Consider the following 15,497-nt stretch of genomic DNA (forward strand, 5'->3'; position numbering starts at 1 on the left):
TGCCAGGCTGCTATTTATTGCCAACGCTCCAGGTTTTGCTGCACCAGTTGCTCCGGCAACGCCCCGGCAACGATCTTTTCCATCTCCCTTGTCAGTGCCTCACGCAGCTTCGGCTGATTGCAGGGCGAGTCATGCGAAAGCGCCAGGTACAGCCCTTCGCTGGATACCGGTGGTTCCAGCACCTGTAAATTGTCGGCAATCCCCAAGGTGCGTGCCAGCGCCAAGCCGGGATACTGCTCGTACACCACATAATCGCTGCGCTTGTGCATCAACTTCTCGAATGCCTGCCTGGCACCGGGTACCGCTTCGAGGGTGAGGTTGGTTCTGGCGTAGTCGTCGAACTGCTGGCCGTGGCTGTTGTTGACCAGCGTGCCGCCTTTGCGGCCCTTCAGGTCGGCCCATTGCTGGTAGGCAAAGGTATTGTCCTGGCGCACCCAGATAACACTTGGGGTATACAGGAATGCCGGGGTAATGAAGTCCATCTGCTGCTGACGGGTCTTGGTCAGGAAGTACCCGGCCATCAGGTCGATCCGGCCCGTGCGCACTTCTTCCTGGGCGCGCGACCACGGCCCGCCGTAGACCACCTCGATTTCCAGCCCCAGTTGTTTGCCCAGGTACTTGAGCAGGTCGGCATTGGCACCGATCAGTTGCTGGGGGTTTTGCGGGTCGCGCCACAGGTAGGGGGGGTATTCCGGGTTGCCGGTGGCAGTCAGCCGCCGGCATTCCTCATGCGCTACCGCCGCCAGCGGCAGCAGCAGGCACGGCAACAGCAACAAGGCGTGGCGAAAGCAGCGCTCGATCATCGACAACCCTCGGCACATGTGACATCCGCAGACCCGGAGCGGTGGCCAATGGTTGCCACGTCCTGTGGTCGACTGCAGCACCCATCTGTGCGTGCTGCAGACAGTCTGGACCATGTATGGCCATCAGGTTGGCCTTTTATCGGCCAGATGGAGCGCCCCTCGTACTTCAGGCCCCCTGCCGGCGCATCGCCAGAATTGCCGCGCCAAAACCGATAAAGGTAGTGCCCACCACCCGGCTCACCCAGCGCGACAGGGACGGCCGGGTCAGCACGCCCTTGGCCCGCGCCGCCAGTGCGGCATACAGGCTCAGCGAAACCAGCGACAACGCTACGAATATCCCGGTCAGGATCAGGAACTGCGGCAACAGCGCCGCCCCCTGGTCGATGAACTGCGGGAACAGCGCGGTGAAGAACATGGTCGCCTTGGGGTTGGTCACTGCCGTGAGGAAGGCCGACTTGTATAGCTTCAGCGGCGTGGGCCGAACCTTGGCCACACCCTCTGCGTCGCCCTGCGCCAGCATCGGGCTCTTTTTCAGCAATTGCCGCGCGCCCAAATAGAACAGGTAGCCCGCCCCCAGGATCTTCACGGCGTTGAACAGCATTTCGGAACTGGCCAGCAGCGCGCCCAGCCCCAGCATGGCGGCTGCCGACAGGCAGAACAGGCCCGAGCCATTGCCCAGCGACGACCAGATCGCGCTGCGCTGGCCATGGGCAAGGCTGTTGTTGATGGCCATCAGGGTGGCAGGGCCGGGGCTGGCGATCGCGATGGCAGCGACCAGGGTAAAGGCAAACAGCGAGTGAGAATCCATTTTCAGGCTCGTCAGACAATCAGGAAAATTGCGCACAGGGTGCGCAGGTTCAGTCGCCATTCTGCCGCTTGGCCGCCTTCTTGGCGATAGCCTTCATCCGCGTTGCCGCCCGCTGCACGGTGGCCATCTTCTCGGGGCGCTTCATGCTCCGCCATTTGCGAATTTCGTCACGGCTGCGCCCGCAGCTCACGCACAGCTCGCTATTGAGCTGGCACAGCGAGACGCAGGGGTTGTCGATGTCTTTGGCCATGCCGCCACTCAGCCGGGCATTTCAGCCTGCGCGCGCTCGGCGGCAGCGTGGAACACCTGGCGTACTTCTTCGGCCTTGACCTTGGTGACCGACCTGGCAGCCAGCAGCTCGTCGACCACGCGCAAGCCCTGTTCCAGGGCGGTGGCCAGTTGCTCGCGGTCGGAGGCGTCAGCGATATCACCCAGATAAGGAGCGATGAGATACACGTAACGGTCCTGCAGCTTGAGCGCTTCCAGCGCGTCGAGGGCTTTCTGGAACCGATCGGCAGCGGCAGGGCTCATGCTCAATTTATCGAAATGAATCAGGCTCACACGGTCAGTGGCCATCTGGACGAATCTCCGTTTCCTGGTACGGCCAGGCCCACAAGCGGCAGCGCTTCTACGATGCCCGGATGTGCAGGCCTGGGTAATGCCCACAGGGTACCAGAACCCGAGGCAGAAAGGGCCATCGCCCCCAGAACTAAAAGTATTTGGCAGGTCGCGTAATGGACGCCCCGGGGCGTTATCGGGACAGGAGCCGCCGTTTAGTGCGCAGGATAATCCCGCCAGCAATCTCCCCGCCGAGGCAGTCATCGAACTCGGTAGCCCACACAAAACTACAAGCCTGCACCAGCCGGTAAGCCAGAAAGGGGCCTCATCATTCATGGCAAAGGAACACATCACCGAAACGCTCGACCTTGGCGTGACGGATCCCTCGAAAACCGCGGAAGCACGCCAGGACCGGCGTTTCGAGGGCAAGCTCGACTGGATCGTCTTTGGTTTCACCAGCTTCCTGGCCATCGCTTTCGTCCTCTGGGGCTTCCTCAACCAGGCAAGCCTCGCCAGCAGCGCCTCCAGCGCGCAATCCTGGGTCATTCTCAACTTCGGCTGGTTCTTCGTGCTTACCTCCACGCTGTTCGTGGTGTTCGTGCTGTGGTTGGCGGCCAGCCGTTACGGCCGGGTCCCGCTGGGCCGTGATGGCGAACAGCCGGAATTCCGTACGGTGTCGTGGGTGGCGATGATGTTCAGCGCCGGCATGGGCATTGGCCTGATGTTCTTCGGCGTTGCCGAACCGCTGTCGCACTATGTATCGCCACCACCAGGGACGGCCACCGGGCAGTCCAGCGAAGCGATGCAGGTGGCCATGGCCACGACGTTGTTCCACTGGACCTTGCACCCCTGGGCCATGTACGCCATCGTCGGCCTGGTGATTGCCTATGGCACCTTCCGCCGCGGCCGCTCGCAGCTGATTTCCGCCGCCTTCCGGCCGTTGATCGGCAAGCATGCCAACGGCCCGCTCGGCCGCCTGATCGACATGATGGCGATCTTCGCCACGCTGTTCGGCTCGGCGGCCTCGCTGGGCCTGGGCGCGCTGCAGATTGCCGGTGGCCTGGAATACAACGGCTGGATCGAAAGCCCCGGCAAGCTGTTCTACATCTCGATCATCACCCTGCTGACCATTGCCTTCGTTACCTCGGCGGTGTCGGGCATCGGCAAGGGCATCCAGTGGCTGTCCAACACCAACATGGTGCTGGCGCTGGTGCTGGCGGTGTTCGTGTTCATGGTTGGCCCGACCCTGCTGATGCTCAACCTGCTGCCAACCTCGATCGGCATCTACGTCAAGATGCTGCCGGAAATGATGGCCCGTACCAACGCCAGCGGCGGTGAACAGATGAACAACTGGCTGGCCGGCTGGACCGTGTTCTACTGGGCCTGGTGGATTTCCTGGACGCCGTTCGTGGGCATGTTCATCGCCCGCATCAGCCGCGGCCGCACCATCCGCCAGTTCGTTACCGGGGTGCTGCTGGTACCGAGCCTGGTCAGCCTGGTGTGGTTCACCATCTTTGGCGGCGCGGGTATCGACGCCCTGCGTGAAGGCGCCTTCCAGCTGGCCAATGGTGCAGTCAACAGCAACCACGCGCTGTACCAGTTGCTGGACAGCTACCCGCTGGCCTCGGCGACATCAGTGCTGGTGATGGTTCTGGTGGGTATCTTCTTCGTCTCCGGTGCCGACGCAGCCTCGCTGGTGATGGGCACGCTGTCGGAACACGGCACCACCACGCCATCGCGCCGTACGGTGATCTTCTGGGGCGCGCTGACCGGTACGGTGGCGGCGATCATGCTGGCAATCGGCGACCCGCGCGACCCCGGCGAGGCACTGACCGGCCTGCAGAACCTGACCATCGTCGTGGCCCTGCCGTTCGTGGTGGTGATGGTGCTGCTGTGCCTGGCGCTGTACCGCGACCTGCGCAAGGACCCGATGATGCTGCGCCACCTGCGCGGCAACGAACTGATCGAGAAGGCAGTGCTGTATGGCGCGGTGAAGCATGGCGAAGAGTTCTACATCGTGGTGCAGGAGAAGAAGGCTTCGACCAAGCCGGCGTCGGCAGAGGCCGAAGTGACCGGCAACTGACCTGGCAACTTTGTGGAATCGGGGCTGCTGCGCAGCCCCCGATCAAGATGCCTTCACTGCCGTGATCAGCCCTTCAACGCCGCCTCTATCCTGGCCACATCGATCTTGCCCATCTGCATCATGGCATCAAACGCCCGCTTGGCCGCCGCCCGGTCGGGGTGGCCGATGGCTTCGATGAGGATGCGCGGGGTGATCTGCCACGAAATCCCCCATTTATCCTTGCACCAGCCGCAGACACTGGCCTCCCCGCCGTTGCCGACAATGGCATCCCACAAGCGGTCGGTCTCGGCCTGGTCCTCGGTGCTGACCTGGAATGAAAACGCCTCGCAATGCGTGAAGGCCTTGCCTCCGTTGAGCCCCACGCAGGGAATACCCATGACGCTGAACTCCACGGTAATCACGTCACCCTGTTTCCCGGATGGATAATCAGCAGGTGCCTGATGCACCGCTATCACTGCCGTGTCAGGGAAGACGCTGGCGTAAAAGTTCGCGGCCTCCTCGGCGTCGTTGTCGTACCAGAGGCAAATTGTGTTCTTGGCTGTCATGGTCTTGTTCCAAGAAAGGGTGTGAGCCTTTGAGTCTAGTCTCACAGTCGCCGGTTGAAGTCCTGCAACATCCTGCAGACATTTCCGACATCAGGTAGTGAACCTGCTGACAAAAAAACGGTCTTTCGCTGACGGTCAACCCACCGACCGGTTCATCGGCCCAGTCACCGGGCCTACTTTTTGTCCTGTTTCAGCGAAGACCCAACATGCCCGATTCCCGCCCAACTGCTTCCGCCCTCACTGCCCTGCGCGGCGGCCTGATCGCCACCCTGGTGGCCCTTGCCGCACCGGTGCACGCCGAAGAGCCTGCCAGCGATGCACGCTGGGTCAGCGACAGCCTGAGCACCTATGTGCGCAGCGGCCCCACCGATGGCCACCGCATTGTCGGTACGCTCAAGTCCGGGCAGAAGCTGACCCTGATCGGCAGCCAGGGCAACTACAGCCAGGTGCGCGGGCAGAACGGCGATGTGGTGTGGATTCTCAGCAACGACCTGCAGTCGGTGCCAGGCCAGGGCGAGCGCCTGCCGCAGCTCGATGCCCAGGTCGCGGACCTGACCGGGCAGTTGAAGAACATCGACGACAGCTGGAAGAACCGCGTGCAAGGCATGCAGGAAACCCTCGATTCACGCAAGAAGCTGATCGACGAACTGGAAGCGCGCAACCAGGCGCTGAATGAACAGCTCGACCAGAGCCAGTCGCAGCTGCGCGATACCCAGGCCCGCCTGGGAGACGAGAACAAGCAGGTGATGATGCGCTACATGGTGTATGGCGGCAGCATTGCCGGCGCGGGCTTGCTGGCGGGGCTGATCCTGCCGTCGCTGACCCGTGGGCGCAGGAAGAACGATCGCTGGTTCTGAAGACGGCGCCAGCCTGCGCTGGCCTCTTCGCGGGTAAACCCGCTCCCACAGTAACCACGCTGGCCTTGAGCCTGTTGGAGATACTGTAGGAGCGGGTTTACCCGCGAAGAGGCCAGCAAGGGCTTACTTGCTACGTGCCTTGTTGTAGATAGTCTTGGCTTGGTCCGCCGAGGCCTGACACTGAGTCATATCGCCCTTGCTCTGAGCATCCTTGGCATTTTGCAAGTGGACTTTGAAGTCATGGGCCATGCCGCCATGCATTGCCTGGCCACTGGCCTTTTCGAAATCCTCAAGCTCCTTGATCTTGGCCGCACAGTTGCTCGCCGGGTCTGCGTGTGCGGCAAAACTGAGGACCGAGGCAATCACCAGCAAAGGTATGCATTTAGTGGATTTCATGGAGCGTTCTCCTGGAAAACCTGAAGGGTCGTCGAGATGACACTGGCTCGACGCAGCAAACAGCATAGTCGGCCATACGCCCCGGCGCCTCGGCTCAGCCCGGGGGCTATGCCCCCTCGGCAAACAGGAAATCGATGAACACCCGCACCCGCAGCGGCATGTGCCGGGCCTGGGGGTAGATCAGCATGAACGGCCGCGAAGTGCCGCCAAACTCGGCGAGCACTTCCACCAGTTCGCCACTGGCCAGTGCGTCCTGCACGGTAAAGCGGTAAGCCTGCATCAGCCCGCCGCCGTGGCGCACCAGCGTGGCGGTGGCGAGGAAGTCGCCCAGGCAGGTGAACCCACCCTGGGTTTCGATCTCCACCTGCTGGCCATCCTGAAGGAAGCTCCACGGCGGGCGGCGGCCACTGCTGGGCAGTTCGAACTGGATGCACTCATGTTGCAGCAAGTCGTGCGGTGTTCGTGGCGTGCCGGCACGGGCCAGGTAGCCCGGCGTGGCCACCACCACCAGTTCGGCATCTTCCAGGCGACGCGCCACCAGCCGCGAATCGGCCGGCTCGCGGCCACGAATGGCCAGGTCGAACGGTTCCTCGGCAAAGTCGACGTTGCGGTTGCTGACATGCACATCCACCTGCACCTTGGGGTAGCGCTGGCGAAACCGCGGCAGCAGCGGCAACAGCCGGTGATGAGCATAGGGCGTGGGTGCACTGATACGCAGCCGACCGCTCGGCTCGACCTGCCCGCCCGTGACCTGGCGCTCGGCCTCCACCAACTGCCCCAGTGCCTGCCGGCATTGCTGGTAATAGGCCTGGCCGGCTGAGGACAGGCGCATCTGCCGGGTGGTGCGAACGAACAGGCGCACACCCAGGCGCTCTTCCAGGCGCGCCACGCTGCGGCTGACCGCCGCCGGGGTAACGCCGGCTTCCGTGGCCGCAGCGGTGAAGCTGCCGCTGTCGGCTGCCAGGCAGAACAGTTCCAGGCTGCCCAGTTGCAGGTCATCGAAATGGCGGGTCATGTCGGCTCGATTGATTACATGGTGTATCGATTGAAATGCCAAGCGCCTCATTTTTCAAGTTCTGATTGCAACCTACAGTGGCTTCACACCGAGCCCATGGCTCACTTCACTGGAGATCATGCACATGAACACGCCACGCACCGTCATTATTACCGGGGCCTCGAGCGGCCTGGGTTTCGCCCTGGCCGAGGCCTTCCTCGAACGCGGCGACAACGTGGTCGGCAACGCCCGCAGCCAGGCCCGCCTTGAGCAAGCCGCCGCCCGCCTCGGCAACCCATCGCGCTTCATCGGCGTGGCTGGCGACATCGCCGAGCAGGGCACGGCCCAGCGCCTGTTCGCCAGCGCCGAGCAAGCCTTTGGCGGGGTCGACCTGCTGATCAACAACGCCGGCATCTTCATTGCCAAGCCGTTTGCCGAGTACAGCGAAGCGGATGTCGCCGCCCTGGTCGGCACCAACCTCAAGGGCTTCTTCTACCCGGCCCAGGAAGCGGCGCGGATCATGACCAGGCAAGGGCATGGGCAGATCATCGCCATCACCGCCTCCATTGCCTTGCAACCGGACACCCGCGTGCCGGCCCTGCTGCCGGTACTGGTCAAGGGTGGCCTGAACCAGGCGGTGAAAGGCCTGGCACTTGAACTGGCAGCCAGCGGCGTGCAGGTGAATGCGTTGGCACCGGGGATCATCGATACACCGCTGCATGGCGGCAACACACAAGGCATGGGCGCGCTGTCACCCAGTGGCCGCACCGGCTTGCCACAGGATGTCGTGGATGCAGTGTTATACCTGGCCGACTCACGCTTCGTCAGCGGCGTTATCCTGCCGGTGGATGGCGGTAGCACCGCTGGCACCTGGCATTAACAGAGGAGCGAGCAACCATGCCTTATGTCCATATTCGCGTGACCAATGAAGGCGTCAGTGCTGAGCACAAGCGCCAACTGATCGAACAGACGACCCGCATGCTGGAGCAGGTGCTGGGCAAGCCGCCGGCCAGTACCTTTGTGGTGATCGAGGAGGTGCCGACCGATAACTGGGGGGTTGGCGGGGAGACAGTGACTGCGGTGCGGGCCCGAGAGCGAGGGTGACCCCAAGGGCCGCCTTGCGGCCCCTACTGGCGCAACCGCTCCAACGCCTGCAACACATACCCCGTGGCCCGCTCCACCTGCCCTTCCCGGCAGGCAATGCCCAGTTGCCGCCACAACCCCGGCCGCAGCGGCCGGCGGGCAATGCGCCGGTCCAGCTCGGCCGACTCCCCCTCCTGCGGCAGCAATGTCGCCCCATACCCGGCCCCGACCAGGCTCTTGATCGCATCGTTGTAGTTCAGCTCGATTCGCGGCTCAGGGTACAACCCCGCTGCCGCGAACCACTCGCCGGTCACCCGCGAAAGCTGGGTGCTGCTGTCGTTGAGAATCAACGCCCGCTGCGCCAGCCAGGCCGGCGTAACCTTGGCCGGTGGCTGCCAGTCGGCCGGCACGTAGGCCAGGATCGGGTCGCGCCGCCAGGGCGTAACCGCAAGCCCCTTACCGGCCACCTGTGGCAAGGCCACCAGGCCGATATCCAGCGTGCCTTCGCGCAGGCGCGCCAACGAGGCCTGGGAGGTCAGCACCTGGACCTGCACATCGATCCCTGGGTGCACCGTACGCAGGTGCTCCAGCGCCTGCGGCAGCAAGTGGGCGATGGCACCGGTGGAGGCGCCCAGGCGCACCCGGCCGGTCAGGCCCTCGACCTGCCGGCGCACTTCATCCAGCGCCAGGTCGGCGTCGGCCAGCAGGCGGCGGGCACGGGCCAGCAGGGTTTCGCCGATGACCGTGGGCCGCACCTGGCCGCGGGTGCGGGTGAGCAACGGTGCGCCAATGCGCGCTTCCAGCTCGGCCACGTGCAGGCTGATGGTGGGCGGTGCCAGGTTGAGCTGGCGGGCGGCTTCGGCAAACGAGCCCAGGTCGGAGATGACCACCAAGGTGCGGAGGCGATCGAGGCTGATTTCGCGCATGGGCCAATCTCGTTCAGAAAAGATGAATATATCGATCATCATATTCAAATTTTCTTTACCAGAGCCACAAGCGAGCATAGGCCATCCCTACCCGACCGGACTTTGACCATGCACACACCTGTTGTCTTCATCGACGGTGACCAAGGCACCACCGGCCTGCAGATCCATGCCCGGCTGCAAGGCCGCAGCGATCTGCGCCTGCTGACCCTGCCCGAAGCCGAACGCAAAGACCCGCAACGCCGCCGCGAAGCGATCAACAGCGCCGACATCGCCCTGCTGTGCCTGCCCGACGATGCCGCCCGCGAGGCCGTGGCGGCGATCCACAACCCGCAAGTGCGGGTGATCGACGCAAGCTCCGCGCACCGCACCAGCCCAGGCTGGGTCTATGGCCTGCCGGAGCTCGACGAGCAGCAAGCCGAGCGCATCGCGCACAGCAAGCGCGTCAGCAACCCCGGCTGCTACCCCACCGGCGCCATCGCCCTGTTGCGCCCACTGGTCAGGGCCGGCCTGCTGCCAACGGACTACCCGCTGAACATCCACGCCATCTCCGGCTATTCCGGTGGTGGCCGCGCCGCAGTCGAACGGCATGAACAGCCCGCCGCCGGCAAAACCCCGGCCCTGCAACTGTACGGCCTGGAACTGGCGCACAAGCATGTGCCGGAAATCCAGCAGCACGCCGGGCTGTCGGCGCGGCCGATGTTCATGCCCGGTTACGGTGCCTACCGCCAGGGCATCGTGCTGAGCATCCCGCTGCAGTTGCGCCTGCTGCCCGGCCAGGTCAGTGCCGAACAGCTGCAGGCCTGCCTGCAGCAGCACTACCAGGGTGCCCGCCACGTCCAGCTAATGCCCCTGCACCAGCACGGCGCAGCGCCGAACCTCGACCCCGAGGCGTTGAACGACAGCAACGACCTGCGCCTGGCGCTTTACGCCAACCCTGAGCATGGCCAGGTGCTGCTGACCGCAGTGTTCGACAACCTCGGCAAAGGTGCCTCCGGTGCGGCGGTGCAAAACCTCGACCTGATGCTCGGTGCATTGCAGGTACAAGGCTGATCGGCAAAAACGGTTAGACTGTACAGCCCGCGCCCGCATGGCGCGGGCCGTCCATCTACCCGCCGGAGCCCGCCCCCCGATGTTCATCCTGAGCCGCCTCGACAGCGTGCCGCCTGAATCCTTCCAGAACCAGATCCGCGAACTGGTGATCCACCACGTCGGCGAACTGAGCAGTGTCGCCATCAGCGCCGACAACCCGCTGTACCCGCTGTACCAGTACGGCGTTGGCATGGAGGTGCACCAGTACCTGCAAGCACTGGACGGTACCCGCGGCCTGGCCGTGGCGCTGACCCTGGCGCTGGATGCCGAAGAGCCAGACCAATTGCTGGGGTTTGCCCTGTCGCTGCCGGCCGAGGACGATGAACAGGCGTGCGCCCTGGCGTTCCTGGCCGTGCGCGCCAGCCATCGACGCCAAGGCATCGCCCGCGCCCTGCTGGGCGACCTGCAGGCACGCCATGCCTGCGTCGAGCTGAATGCCTTTGCCAGCCAGGTACCGTGGTTCGAGGCGATGGGCATGCAGGTGGTGGCCGCCAATGGGCCGCAGGTACTGATGAGCAGTACCGGGCGGGCTAGCGGCGCGCTGATCGGGCGACTGGATATTGCGCCGATCTACCAGACGGCGGAAGTGATGCAGATCCATACCTACCTGCTCAACCAGCAGGGTGAGGATGCGATGATCGAAGCGGAACAGATGCGGGATGAGCGGCTGGACGAACTGACCGCTCAGGCCCAGGAGTGTGTACGGCAGCGCAAGACCGTGCATTGATCCAAGGACCTGTGGGAGATTGCCCAGCCCTTTGGGCTGCGCTGTCGCACAGATAACTGAATTCGCAAGCGATCCTCGTACCCTGTGGGAGCGGCTTTAGCCGCGAAGAATCCAACGCGGTGCATGGCACCGGCTGCGCCGGTGTTCGCGGCTAAAGCCGCTCCCACAGGGTCCCTGCTAATTCAATGAGTTATGTGCAGTTCTATGAGAGGCCCGGGAGTGTGTACGGCAGCGCAAGACCGTGCATTGACCCAAGGACCTGTGGGAGATTGCCCAGCCCTTTGGGCTGCGCTGTCGCACAGATAACTGAATTCGCAAGCGATCCTCGTACCCTGTGGGAGCGGCTTTAGCCGCGAAGAATCCAACGCGGTGCATGGCACCGGCTGCGCCGGTGTTCGCGGCTAAAGCCGCTCCCACAGGGTCCCTGCTAATTCAATGAGTTATGTGCAGTTCTATGAGAGGCCCAGGAGTGTGTACGGCAGCGCAAGACCGTGCATTGATCCAAGGGCCTGTGGGAGATTGCCCAGCCCTTTGGGCTGCGCTGTCGCACAGATAACTGAATTCGCAAGCGATCCTCGTACCCTGTGGGAGCGGCTTTAGCCGCGAAGAATCCAACGCGGTGCATGGCACCGGCTGCGCCGGTGTTCGCGGCTAAAGCCGCTCCCACAGGGTCCCTGCTAATTCAATGAGTTATGTGCAGTTCTATGAGAGCGGGTTTACCCGCGAAGAAGCCACACTGGCCTGTCAGCCATGCACCCAGCGCCGATGCAGCCCACGCGCCAGGGCATCCAGCACAAACCCCAGCACCCCGATCAGCAGTACCATCGCCATCAGCTCGGAATACGCCAGCCGGTCGCGGGTATCGAGAATGAAGTACCCCAGCCCCGCACTGACCCCGAGCATTTCGCACGGCACCAGCACGATCCACAGGATGCCGATAGCCAGGCGCACGCCGGTCAGCACATGGCCGATCACCCCCGGCACGATCACCTTGCACAAGGTTTCCCGGCGCGTGGCACTCAAACTACGGCTCAACTGCAACCAGCGCGGGTCCAGCTGCCTTACCCCGGCCGACGTGTTCAACAAGATCGGCCACAACGCGGCAAACGCCAGCAGAAAGTAGACAGGCTGGTCCCCCACGCCCATCAGCATTACCACCACCGGCATCCACGACAGCGGCGAGATCATGCGCAGAAACTGGAACGCCGGCGTGGTCGCCGCCTCCAGGTGCCGGTAGCTGCCCACCAGCAAGCCCAGCGGCACGCCGATCAGCAGCGCCAGCAGCAGCCCGATCAGGATACGTTTGAGGCTGACCCAGATATGCCCGTACACCTCGCCCTGCCCCAGCAACTCGACCAGGCTGGCCAGGGTCGCTGCCGGCGAAAAGCGCGCCGACAGGCCATCGGCCTGGCCGAACAGCGCGACACCGGCCCACCACAACAGCAACAAACCCAGCAACCCGGCCAGCCCCAGGCCGGCATGAACGACATGCGTGCGCATCAGACCGCGAACTCCTCGCTACGCTCGAAGTTATCGGCGATGCCGAACACCGACGGCCCGCCAACGGTAGCAATGGCGTTGCGCACGAAGCGGTCGTCGACCAGGTCGCGGGCGGTCTGTGCCGGGTCAAGGCCGGCCAGGAACGCGCTGTCGCCCTCGATCAGGGTGGTTTTCAGGCGCTTGACCAGTTCTTCGGTGTAGCTGGGGAACGGGTAAGGCTGGAAATCGATGCGCTTTTCGTCCCACTGCTGGTGGCGAATGGCGCCACTGGCAATGTAACCGGCACGGTCCTCGGCGGCCGGGGCCAGCACTTTGCCGAGCACCGCAGGTTCATGCGGCGTGTACTTGTTGGGGCCGGCCTTGGACAACAGTGCGGCGGCCTCGGCGCGGTGGTCACGGGTCCAGTGCTGGGCCTTGACGATGGCGTTGACCACCTTCTGCGACCACTCCGGGCGGTTGTTCAGGTCGTGCTCGTGCATGAACACCACGCAGCAGGCGTGGTTGCGCCACACATCGCCGGTAAAGCGCTGCACGCGGCCAACCTTGAGGTTCTCGGCCAGGGCGTTGAAGGGCTCGGCGACGATATAGCCAGCGATGCGTTTGCTGGCCAGCGCCGGCGGCATGTCGGACGGCGGCAATACCAGCAGGTTGACTTCGTTGCCGGCCAGTGGCGCATTGGCCGGCTTCGACACCGGGGTCAGGCCGTTGTCGTCGAGCATCTGTTGCAGCACCACGTTGTGGATCGAGTACCAGAACGGGATGGCCACGGTCTTGCCGCCCAGCTGTTTCATGTCGCTGATGTCCGGGGCCACGGTCAGGCCTGAACCGCCCACGTGGTTCCAGGCCACCACCTTGGCCGGCACCTTGCTGGCGTAGCGGGCCCACACGGTCATCGGCGACAGCAGGTGGATGACGTTGACCTGGCCGGAGATGAACGCCTCGATCACCTGCGCCCAGCTGCGCAGCAGCACCGGGCGCTCGGCCTTGATGCCTTCGGCCTCGAACAGGCCGTTGTTGTGCGCCACCAGCAGTGGCGTGGCGTCGGTGATCGGCAGGTAGCCAATACGCACCGGCGCGTCCGGCTCGGCGGCGGCCCGGGCCTGCAGGCTCGACAGCAACGGCAGTGCTCCGGCGGCCGTGAGCATGGCGCCGAGCTTGAGGAAATCGCGACGCGAAGAAGAGGAACAGCAGTCATCCATGCACATGGACAGCCTCCGAGGGCAATGGGGTTGGGGTAGGTTCGACTGTGCGGCTTGCCCGCCGAAGGGTTTTGAGGATTTCGATGCGCAAGGCGCCCAGTTCCTCGACCCGCTGCGTCCGTGGTTGCGGCAGGTCGATGTGCCACTGGCCGAGGGTGTGCGCTGGGTGGTTGCCCAGTAGCAGGACCCGGTCGGACAGCAGCAGGGCTTCGTCGATATCGTGGGTGATCAGCACCGCCGCCGTATTGTGGGTGGCGATCAGTTGCAGCAGCAGTTGCTGCATGTCGGCCCGGGTCACTTCATCCAGCGCGCCGAACGGCTCGTCGAGCAACAGTACTTCGGGCTGGCGGGCCAGGCAGCGGGCCAGCGCGGTGCGCTGGGCCATGCCGCCGGACAACTGCGCCGGGTACTGGCCACGGGCATGGGCCAGGCCCACGGCGGCAATCGCATGGTCGATGCGTGCGCGCCGTTCGGCGGCGGCAAGTTTTGGCTGGCGGGCGAAGTCCAGGCCGAAGGCGACGTTCTTCTCCAGGTTCAACCAGGGCAACAGGCTCGGGTCCTGGAAGGCCACCGCCAGGCGTGGGTGCGGGCCCTGCAGCGGCTGGCCGTGCAGGGTCACGCTGCCACCGCGGGGCTGCTGCAGGCCGGCCAGTACCCGCAGCAAGCTGGACTTGCCGACCCCGCTGGGGCCGAGGATGGTCACCACTTCGCCGGGGGCCAGCTGCAGGTCGAACTGCGCCAGCACCGCTTGCCAGCCACCCTCGCGCGGGTAGCCCAGGCTGATGTCACGGGCTTCGAGCAACATTTGGCTCATGCCGCGCCCGCCTGGCGTTGCAGTTCGGCGCGCAGTTGCACCAGGCTGGGCGTGACGATCGGCACGAAGGCCGACTCGCGCCAGCGGCGGGCAAAGCCTTCACCGTACTCGCTGAGGTAGGCCTTTCCACCACTGGCCTGCAACTCCAGCTGTACGGCGTCGGCAGCGCTTTCGGCCAAGGTGATGCGCAGCTTGAACAAGGCCGCCGGCTGCTGCTGGAAGCGGCCATCGAGCAGGCCCTGCTTGAGCTCGTTCACGGTGTTTTCCAGGCGTTCGCTGAGCACCTGACGTGCTTCGTCGAGGAATGAGGCACGGCCATGCAGGTGTGCCTGCACTTCCGCCAGCGCCCGCCGCGCCAGGCCAATGGCCATGCCGCACTGCAGCGCCAGGAACGCCGGGCGTACCCGGGGCAGGAACTCACGGGCATTTTCGTGCAGCAACCAGCCACGCTGCAATTGCACCTGGTGGAAGGCCAGTGCCGCGGTGTTGCTCGACTGCAGGCCCATCAGTTGCAGGTCGTCGGAACGCTCCAGGCCCTGTGCGTCGGACGGGATGGCCAGCACGAACGGTGCACCACCGGCTTCGTCTTCGATAGCCGCAGCCACCACGAAGCCGCTTTTGCGCAAGTTGGTCACCCAGTGCAGGCGCCCTTCCAGCTGCCAGCCATCGGCTTGCGGGCTCCCACGCACCTGCAGCGCTTCGATGCCGGACAGGAACTTCATGGCGTTGGACAGCCCGGTGGCGCCGGCCAATTCGCCAGTCAGCAGGCGCGGCAACAGGTGCTCGCGCAGGGGCTGGTTGGGGCTGTGCAACAGGTATTCGATGAAGGCGCGCTGGCCCCAGCAGACGAACGCCGCTGCCAGCGAGCGGCTGGCGATCGCGGCGATGGCCTCGACCGCGTCGGTCACCTGCCCGCCCGTGCCGCCCTGGGCGGGGTCGACACCGACGCGCAGCAGCTGCGACTCGGCGATTTGCGCCAGCACCAGCTGCGGCTCGCACTGGCCCCGGTCAATGGCCTCGGCATTGGCATCCAGCCAGCGTCGAAATGCACAATCTTGCATGGTCTTGCTCCTTTGAAAACGCCGGGGCCGCCTGGCGGCCCATTCGCGGCACAA

The 15,497-nt window shown here is 64.5% G+C and carries 18 protein-coding genes; 6 read left to right on the top strand and 12 right to left on the bottom strand.

The features are described 5' to 3' along the window. Positions 1–14: 14 nt before the first annotated feature. From KDB76_RS17585 to KDB76_RS17600, 4 genes are all read right to left on the bottom strand, one after another. Positions 15–803: a transporter substrate-binding domain-containing protein gene (locus tag KDB76_RS17585; RefSeq protein ID WP_024087296.1), complete on the bottom strand. Its 789-nt coding sequence runs from the start codon at positions 801–803 to the stop codon at positions 15–17. Between the two features lie 166 nt (positions 804–969). After that, positions 970–1,611: a LysE family translocator gene (locus KDB76_RS17590; protein WP_015270713.1), complete on the bottom strand. Its 642-nt coding sequence runs from the start codon at positions 1,609–1,611 to the stop codon at positions 970–972. A 49-nt stretch (positions 1,612–1,660) separates the two neighbouring features. Further along, positions 1,661–1,861 carry a DUF1289 domain-containing protein gene (locus KDB76_RS17595; RefSeq protein WP_013973009.1) on the bottom strand — a complete coding sequence of 67 codons (201 nt, stop codon included), beginning with the start codon at positions 1,859–1,861 and terminating at the stop codon, positions 1,661–1,663. A gap of 8 nt (positions 1,862–1,869) precedes the next feature. Further along, positions 1,870–2,187 carry a hypothetical protein gene (locus KDB76_RS17600; RefSeq protein ID WP_003259233.1) on the bottom strand — a complete coding sequence of 106 codons (318 nt, stop codon included), beginning with the start codon at positions 2,185–2,187 and terminating at the stop codon, positions 1,870–1,872. 316 nt (positions 2,188–2,503) lie between these two features. Here KDB76_RS17600 and KDB76_RS17605 point away from each other — a divergent pair, with 316 nt between their 5' ends. After that, a complete protein-coding gene (locus tag KDB76_RS17605) occupies positions 2,504–4,252 on the top strand; it encodes a BCCT family transporter (RefSeq protein ID WP_013973010.1) in 1,749 nt (582 codons plus the stop codon). Positions 4,253–4,317: 65 nt separating this feature from the next. On the opposite strand, the gene KDB76_RS17610 is transcribed toward KDB76_RS17605, so the two are convergent. Further along, on the bottom strand, positions 4,318–4,797 hold the full coding sequence (locus KDB76_RS17610) for a VOC family protein (RefSeq protein ID WP_003259234.1): 480 nt from the start codon (positions 4,795–4,797) through the stop codon (positions 4,318–4,320). 206 nt (positions 4,798–5,003) lie between these two features. Here KDB76_RS17610 and KDB76_RS17615 point away from each other — a divergent pair, with 206 nt between their 5' ends. Beyond that, entirely contained in the window at positions 5,004–5,654 is a 651-nt protein-coding gene (locus tag KDB76_RS17615; protein WP_013973012.1) for a TIGR04211 family SH3 domain-containing protein, read from the top strand. 123 nt (positions 5,655–5,777) lie between these two features. On the opposite strand, the gene KDB76_RS17620 is transcribed toward KDB76_RS17615, so the two are convergent. Together KDB76_RS17620 and KDB76_RS17625 are read right to left on the bottom strand one after the other, a co-directional pair. Further along, positions 5,778–6,050, bottom strand: a complete 273-nt coding sequence (locus KDB76_RS17620; protein ID WP_013973013.1) for a hypothetical protein — start codon at positions 6,048–6,050, stop codon at positions 5,778–5,780. Between the two features lie 106 nt (positions 6,051–6,156). Next, the gene (locus KDB76_RS17625) at positions 6,157–7,065 is read right to left on the bottom strand and encodes a LysR family transcriptional regulator (RefSeq protein ID WP_013973014.1); all 909 of its coding nucleotides are present in this window, start codon (positions 7,063–7,065) and stop codon (positions 6,157–6,159) included. 124 nt (positions 7,066–7,189) lie between these two features. Here KDB76_RS17625 and KDB76_RS17630 point away from each other — a divergent pair, with 124 nt between their 5' ends. Both KDB76_RS17630 and KDB76_RS17635 read left to right on the top strand, forming a co-directional pair. After that, complete coding sequence (locus KDB76_RS17630) at positions 7,190–7,924, top strand: SDR family oxidoreductase (protein ID WP_038409778.1); 735 nt, start codon at positions 7,190–7,192, stop codon at positions 7,922–7,924. 17 nt (positions 7,925–7,941) lie between these two features. Further along, complete coding sequence (locus tag KDB76_RS17635) at positions 7,942–8,148, top strand: 4-oxalocrotonate tautomerase family protein (protein ID WP_023663433.1); 207 nt, start codon at positions 7,942–7,944, stop codon at positions 8,146–8,148. A gap of 23 nt (positions 8,149–8,171) precedes the next feature. Here KDB76_RS17635 and KDB76_RS17640 read toward each other — a convergent pair whose 3' ends face one another. Further along, complete coding sequence (locus tag KDB76_RS17640) at positions 8,172–9,053, bottom strand: LysR family transcriptional regulator (protein ID WP_025338802.1); 882 nt, start codon at positions 9,051–9,053, stop codon at positions 8,172–8,174. 108 nt (positions 9,054–9,161) lie between these two features. Between KDB76_RS17640 and argC the strand changes: the two genes are divergently transcribed. Continuing rightward, a complete protein-coding gene (argC, locus tag KDB76_RS17645; protein ID WP_038409779.1) occupies positions 9,162–10,103 on the top strand; it encodes an N-acetyl-gamma-glutamyl-phosphate reductase in 942 nt (313 codons plus the stop codon). Between the two features lie 79 nt (positions 10,104–10,182). Beyond that, the gene (locus tag KDB76_RS17650; protein WP_013973019.1) at positions 10,183–10,869 is read left to right on the top strand and encodes a GNAT family N-acetyltransferase; all 687 of its coding nucleotides are present in this window, start codon (positions 10,183–10,185) and stop codon (positions 10,867–10,869) included. A gap of 744 nt (positions 10,870–11,613) precedes the next feature. Here KDB76_RS17650 and KDB76_RS17655 read toward each other — a convergent pair. From KDB76_RS17655 to KDB76_RS17670, 4 genes are read right to left on the bottom strand one after another with little or no spacing between them, the layout of a single operon-like run. Next, positions 11,614–12,369, bottom strand: coding sequence for an ABC transporter permease (locus KDB76_RS17655; RefSeq protein ID WP_013973020.1), 756 nt, complete (start codon positions 12,367–12,369; stop codon positions 11,614–11,616). Next, positions 12,369–13,574 (bottom strand): ABC transporter substrate-binding protein, encoded by a 1,206-nt coding sequence (locus KDB76_RS17660; protein ID WP_003259241.1) that lies wholly within the window; start codon positions 13,572–13,574, stop codon positions 12,369–12,371. The genes KDB76_RS17655 and KDB76_RS17660 overlap by 1 nt, the downstream gene beginning before the upstream one ends. After that, the gene (locus KDB76_RS17665) at positions 13,561–14,382 is read right to left on the bottom strand and encodes an ABC transporter ATP-binding protein (protein ID WP_038409780.1); all 822 of its coding nucleotides are present in this window, start codon (positions 14,380–14,382) and stop codon (positions 13,561–13,563) included. Before KDB76_RS17665 ends, KDB76_RS17660 begins: the two co-directional genes overlap by 14 nt. Continuing rightward, complete coding sequence (locus tag KDB76_RS17670; RefSeq protein ID WP_038409781.1) at positions 14,379–15,443, bottom strand: acyl-CoA dehydrogenase family protein; 1,065 nt, start codon at positions 15,441–15,443, stop codon at positions 14,379–14,381. The genes KDB76_RS17665 and KDB76_RS17670 overlap by 4 nt, the downstream gene beginning before the upstream one ends. Between the last annotated feature and the right edge of the window lie 54 nt (positions 15,444–15,497).

The organism is Pseudomonas sp. JS425 (assembly GCF_018223845.1).
Lineage (GTDB): Bacteria > Pseudomonadota > Gammaproteobacteria > Pseudomonadales > Pseudomonadaceae > Aquipseudomonas > Aquipseudomonas asiatica.

Excerpts from the sequence above, each read along its gene's own strand:
- KDB76_RS17620 (WP_013973013.1), bottom strand. The coding sequence starts at position 6,050 with ATGAAATCCACTAAATGCATACCTTTGCTGGTGATTGCCTCGGTCCTC.
- KDB76_RS17610 (WP_003259234.1), bottom strand. The coding sequence starts at position 4,797 with ATGACAGCCAAGAACACAATTTGCCTCTGGTACGACAACGACGCCGAG.
- KDB76_RS17590 (WP_015270713.1), bottom strand. The coding sequence starts at position 1,611 with ATGGATTCTCACTCGCTGTTTGCCTTTACCCTGGTCGCTGCCATCGCG.
- KDB76_RS17665 (WP_038409780.1), bottom strand. The coding sequence starts at position 14,382 with ATGAGCCAAATGTTGCTCGAAGCCCGTGACATCAGCCTGGGCTACCCG.
- KDB76_RS17640 (WP_025338802.1), bottom strand. The coding sequence starts at position 9,053 with ATGCGCGAAATCAGCCTCGATCGCCTCCGCACCTTGGTGGTCATCTCC.
- KDB76_RS17630 (WP_038409778.1), top strand. The coding sequence starts at position 7,190 with ATGAACACGCCACGCACCGTCATTATTACCGGGGCCTCGAGCGGCCTG.
- KDB76_RS17605 (WP_013973010.1), top strand. The coding sequence starts at position 2,504 with ATGGCAAAGGAACACATCACCGAAACGCTCGACCTTGGCGTGACGGAT.
- KDB76_RS17670 (WP_038409781.1), bottom strand. The coding sequence starts at position 15,443 with ATGCAAGATTGTGCATTTCGACGCTGGCTGGATGCCAATGCCGAGGCC.
- KDB76_RS17655 (WP_013973020.1), bottom strand. The coding sequence starts at position 12,369 with ATGCGCACGCATGTCGTTCATGCCGGCCTGGGGCTGGCCGGGTTGCTG.
- KDB76_RS17635 (WP_023663433.1), top strand. The coding sequence starts at position 7,942 with ATGCCTTATGTCCATATTCGCGTGACCAATGAAGGCGTCAGTGCTGAG.
- KDB76_RS17625 (WP_013973014.1), bottom strand. The coding sequence starts at position 7,065 with ATGACCCGCCATTTCGATGACCTGCAACTGGGCAGCCTGGAACTGTTC.
- KDB76_RS17650 (WP_013973019.1), top strand. The coding sequence starts at position 10,183 with ATGTTCATCCTGAGCCGCCTCGACAGCGTGCCGCCTGAATCCTTCCAG.
- KDB76_RS17615 (WP_013973012.1), top strand. The coding sequence starts at position 5,004 with ATGCCCGATTCCCGCCCAACTGCTTCCGCCCTCACTGCCCTGCGCGGC.
- KDB76_RS17595 (WP_013973009.1), bottom strand. The coding sequence starts at position 1,861 with ATGGCCAAAGACATCGACAACCCCTGCGTCTCGCTGTGCCAGCTCAAT.
- KDB76_RS17600 (WP_003259233.1), bottom strand. The coding sequence starts at position 2,187 with ATGGCCACTGACCGTGTGAGCCTGATTCATTTCGATAAATTGAGCATG.
- argC (WP_038409779.1), top strand. The coding sequence starts at position 9,162 with ATGCACACACCTGTTGTCTTCATCGACGGTGACCAAGGCACCACCGGC.
- KDB76_RS17660 (WP_003259241.1), bottom strand. The coding sequence starts at position 13,574 with ATGTGCATGGATGACTGCTGTTCCTCTTCTTCGCGTCGCGATTTCCTC.
- KDB76_RS17585 (WP_024087296.1), bottom strand. The coding sequence starts at position 803 with ATGATCGAGCGCTGCTTTCGCCACGCCTTGTTGCTGTTGCCGTGCCTG.